Consider the following 4,194-nt stretch of genomic DNA (forward strand, 5'->3'; position numbering starts at 1 on the left):
ATTCATAATATTTATGGACAATATGCGTTATTTGTAGAAGGAGTGGAGAACCTTCCAGCTCATTTATCTCCATTACTTAAAAAATTATTACTGAAATCTTTTTAAAAATAAAATAATTAACCGAAAAAATATAATTAATGTTTTTAAATTTTCTGAATTTACATAGACTTGCAAATCCTTTTTATGATAGAATGTAAACTATTGCACATACACATAAAAAGGAGCAATTCTATGAATAGAAATACCTGGATAATGGGGTTTATGCTATTTGCCATGTTCTTTGGCGCTGGTAACCTCATTTTTCCTCCTAAATTAGGGCAGGATAGTGGCCAATATTTTTGGTGGGCTATGATTCCTTTCTGCTTAACAGGCATAGGTTTGCCTTTATTAGGTGTGATTGTAGGAGCCTTTGATAATCGAGGTTATATAGGTTCACTAAGTAAGATTTCGCCTAAATTTTCTATGATTTTTTTAATTATCATTTATTTAACTATTGGGCCTCTTTTCGCGATACCACGTACTGGTTCAACCGCATTTGAAATGACAGTGACGCCAATTGCACATACGAATAGTAATATTGCCTTATTCATATTTACTCTCATTTACTTTTTAATTGTCTTATATTTATGTATTAATCCTAATAAGATAGTAGATCGCATTGGTTCATTGCTTACACCGTTATTATTAATTACCATTTTAGCAATGATTATCAAAGGTTTTGTAGATTTTGGAGGTAATAGTCATTCAAATGGAGACACTGAGGTATATACATCTGCGTTAGGTAGTTTTACTAAAGGGTTTACAGAAGGCTATTTAACTATGGACGCTATCGCTTCAATCGCTTTTTCAATGATTGTTGTGAATGCTATTAAGTCAACTGGAGAAAGTCATAGAAATAATATCTTTAAACAAACAGTGATGGCAGGTCTTATCGCTGCCGTAGCATTGGTATTTATATATGTTTCTTTAGGTTATATCGGTAACCATATGTTAATTAATCGTCAAACGCTTGAGAACTTAGCTACTAAAAATCAAAATATCGGTGCATACTTATTAACGAATATGGCAACTCATGGCTTCGGTATTTTTGGAAAATACTTACTAGGTATTATTGTAGCATTAGCTTGTCTAACTACCGCATGTGGTTTAATAGTCTCAGTAAGTCAATATTTCCATAGTTTGTATCCAAAAATTTCATATAAAATATATGCCGTTATATTTACTTTAATCAGTTTTGTGTTAGCCAACCTTGGACTAAATTCAGTTATTTCAATGTCAGTACCTGTATTAAGTATTATTTATCCAATTGCAATTACAGTGATTTTACTAATTTTAATTGCTCAATTTATTCCAACAAAACCAATTGCTCAACAGATACCTATTATCGTAGTGAGTTGTGTTTCTGTATTAAGTACTATATCTTCAAATGGTTGGATAAAAATCGGATTTATAGATGGCTTACCCTTAAAACAAGTAGCCTTAGAATGGTTGCCTATTGCAATTATTGCTACGATTATAAGTTACATCATATCTATATTTGTAAAACAAAACTACATTAAATATCAAAATGACAGATAATATAAATGAGCGCATCACTCATGGTAGGTGATGCGCTCGTTTTTCATTTTTAAGAAATTGATTTTCTATTCTTTTCTCATTGTTAATAAATGTTGTTTGAGTTCATTTTCTAAGCCACTAAGTTCACGTTCAGCTTCTTGTCGTTTTTGACGGCCATTTTGCTGGATTTGAAGCGTCTGTTCAATTGTTTCAATGATATCACTTTGCGTTGTTTTAAGTGTTTCTATATCTACAATGCCACGTTCATTTTCAGTAGCAGTTTCAATAGCATTTTGTTTTAACATAGCTGCATTTTGTGTTAATAAATCATTCGTTGTATCTGTAACGGCACGTTGCGCACTCACTGCATTGCGTTGTCTCATAAGTGTAAGGGCAATTGCCATTTGGTTTTTCCAAAGTGGGATACTAGTAAGAATTGAACTTTGAATTTTCTCGGCTAACGCTTGATTAACATTTTGAATCATTCGAATTTGTGGGGCAGTTTGAATAGCAATTTGTCTTGATAATTGTAAATCATAAATACGTTTATCTAGACGATCAACAAATTGTTCCATATCTGCCACGGCTTGAATATCCATTTGATTGCCTGTTTGTTCGGCATGTTGTTGTAATTTAGGAATATCATTAGTAAGAATTTCTTGCTTTTTACGTTTGGCTGCAGCTATATATAATGTGACCTCATCAAAATACGTTTTATTTTGTTCATATAATCCGTCTAACAATTGAATATCTTTTGATAAATTATTCTTATGTTTATCTAATTGAATAGTAATTCGGTCTATTTGGGAACTTACTGACTGCATTCTTGAGAAAATTTCATTAACTGAAGCTTTAGTTCTTTTAAACAGTCGTTTCAGTTTAGATTGCTTCTCCGGATTTAAATCATCTGGATTTACAGTTTTCAGTTTAGACATAAGTTGATTCAATGCATCGCCAACAGGGCCAATCTCTTTAGCTTGGACTTCATCTAACATACGATGTGAGAATTGAGACATATTTTGTTGTAGATGGGAACCAAATGATAACAACCCATCATTATCTAGTGGTTTAATTTGCTCGCTAATAGAATCAATCTTTTTAAGTTCATTCTCGTTAAATTGACGTTCAAAATCTTCAGCAATTGTAGTTTGAGAAATATTAGGACTATTATTAGTATTGAACTGTTGTTGTTCTATATAATCATCTAATGGATGTGAGTTAATAAATTGTTCTTCTTTCGTCATTTATATCTTCGCTCCATTCTTTAAATTAACTATCTTTATGACGATTTTGTTCGAGACGATTAAGTTCCATTTCAACATCTAATCGCTCATAATCGTCTTCATTTAAACGTTTTAAATCTGCAATCAATGTGCGCTTTACTTCGTCTAATGTAATGCGAGTTTGTTCTAGTTTTTGTTTCTCTGTTGCTGATTTCTTAGGCATTTTCGATAAACGTGTATATGACTCAATTAAATTTAACGCATTATCAATATGTGAATAGAAGAAACTTTCAACTTTGAAAAACAAACCCGGTCTTTGTTTCACTGCAACATGAATTGATTTCGAAATGCGATAAATATCATTAATTTGACGAAAATCTTTAAGCGATCGCACATTAACATAAGATCTTAATATATTTCTAATTTTATCTTGCGATTGATTTAACTGATTTCTAACAAAGCGATAGTCTCTTCGTGATAAGCCTATTTCAGTTAAATATTTTTTTGACGTTAAACGTTGAGTAGGGAAGTATGATACAAAAAACATCCCAATACCTATTAAAGCGTCTAGTATAAATGAAAGATCAAATCCAAATATACTTACTGCCCATGAAATAATAGCTACTGGAATCCCTACTAAAACGCCTATGAATCGAGAAATATTATATCTCAAATGGCATCTTCCTTTATATTTTAAATCGATTGAAATTCTGTATATTGTTTGTCATTGTTAACATCTTCAATAGTATAATTATCAACAGAAGAAGCTGGTGATGCGCCATTAATCACGGCATTTATAAATTGTTCTAAATCTGCTTCTTTACCTTGAGCATAGATTTCAACATAGTCTTCCACATTTTGAACGGTTCCTACAACGTTATATTTCTGAGCTAATCTCTCTGTATAGTAACGAAATCCTACACCTTGAACTGTTCCAAAAACTTGTAAATGCTTATGTTGCATAATATCACCTCTTAATACTATTATACGAACTTTAGTATCAAAAAACTAATATTTACTATTATGTGGAATAAAGGTCGGCCAAAAGTATGAGACGTAAAACTTGAATTCATTTATATTAGAGTTAAAATAATTTTATAGTTTTAATTTGAGAGGGGAATTTACTATGTGGACAGTTGCCAAGATTAGAGCTGACTACGAGGGATGGTGGTTATTTAGCGACTGGACAGATAAAATAGTTGAACAACATCATTTTGATAGTTATGAAGACATGTTGGGGAATTATAAAAAAATTATTAATGCAAGCAAACAATATTATGATAACTATGTAGTTGGAAAATACAATATTCACGCTTTTTATAATAATTGTGATTTAAATTTTTGTGAAGATTGCGATGAAGATTTACAAATATTTTATAGTTTTATTGTTTTAAATAATAATGAAGTTTATTAT

At 31.0% G+C, this 4,194-nt stretch carries 6 protein-coding genes; 3 read left to right on the top strand and 3 right to left on the bottom strand.

All coding sequences use genetic code 11. The features are described 5' to 3' along the window. Nucleotides 1-105 (top strand): hypothetical protein (locus CD128_RS11935; RefSeq protein ID WP_231917330.1); only part of this gene is annotated, 105 nt, incomplete at its 5' end. A gap of 126 nt (nucleotides 106-231) precedes the next feature. Continuing rightward, nucleotides 232-1,578 (top strand): branched-chain amino acid-like transporter carrier protein BrnQ3, encoded by a 1,347-nt coding sequence (brnQ3, locus tag CD128_RS11160; protein WP_103329951.1) that lies wholly within the window; start codon nucleotides 232-234, stop codon nucleotides 1,576-1,578. Nucleotides 1,579-1,643: 65 nt separating this feature from the next. Here brnQ3 and CD128_RS11165 read toward each other — a convergent pair whose 3' ends face one another. The 3 genes from CD128_RS11165 to CD128_RS11175 are packed head-to-tail and all read right to left on the bottom strand — an operon-like array spanning nucleotide 1,644 to nucleotide 3,743. Beyond that, nucleotides 1,644-2,801, bottom strand: coding sequence for a toxic anion resistance protein (locus CD128_RS11165; protein WP_103329952.1), 1,158 nt, complete (start codon nucleotides 2,799-2,801; stop codon nucleotides 1,644-1,646). A gap of 25 nt (nucleotides 2,802-2,826) precedes the next feature. Continuing rightward, on the bottom strand, nucleotides 2,827-3,453 hold the full coding sequence (locus CD128_RS11170; RefSeq protein ID WP_103329953.1) for a 5-bromo-4-chloroindolyl phosphate hydrolysis family protein: 627 nt from the start codon (nucleotides 3,451-3,453) through the stop codon (nucleotides 2,827-2,829). A gap of 20 nt (nucleotides 3,454-3,473) precedes the next feature. Beyond that, the gene (locus CD128_RS11175) at nucleotides 3,474-3,743 is read right to left on the bottom strand and encodes an acylphosphatase (RefSeq protein ID WP_103329954.1); all 270 of its coding nucleotides are present in this window, start codon (nucleotides 3,741-3,743) and stop codon (nucleotides 3,474-3,476) included. Nucleotides 3,744-3,906: 163 nt separating this feature from the next. Between CD128_RS11175 and CD128_RS11180 the strand changes: the two genes are divergently transcribed. Continuing rightward, on the top strand, nucleotides 3,907-4,194 hold a 288-nt coding region (locus CD128_RS11180), incomplete at its 3' end, for a DUF1033 family protein (protein WP_103329955.1).

Source organism: Staphylococcus croceilyticus (assembly GCF_002902575.1).
Lineage (GTDB): Bacteria > Bacillota > Bacilli > Staphylococcales > Staphylococcaceae > Staphylococcus > Staphylococcus croceilyticus.

Coding starts and splice junctions, on each gene's coding strand:
- brnQ3 (WP_103329951.1), top strand. CDS start 232: ATGAATAGAAATACCTGGATAATGGGGTTTATGCTATTTGCCATGTTC.
- CD128_RS11165 (WP_103329952.1), bottom strand. CDS start 2,801: ATGACGAAAGAAGAACAATTTATTAACTCACATCCATTAGATGATTAT.
- CD128_RS11175 (WP_103329954.1), bottom strand. CDS start 3,743: ATGCAACATAAGCATTTACAAGTTTTTGGAACAGTTCAAGGTGTAGGA.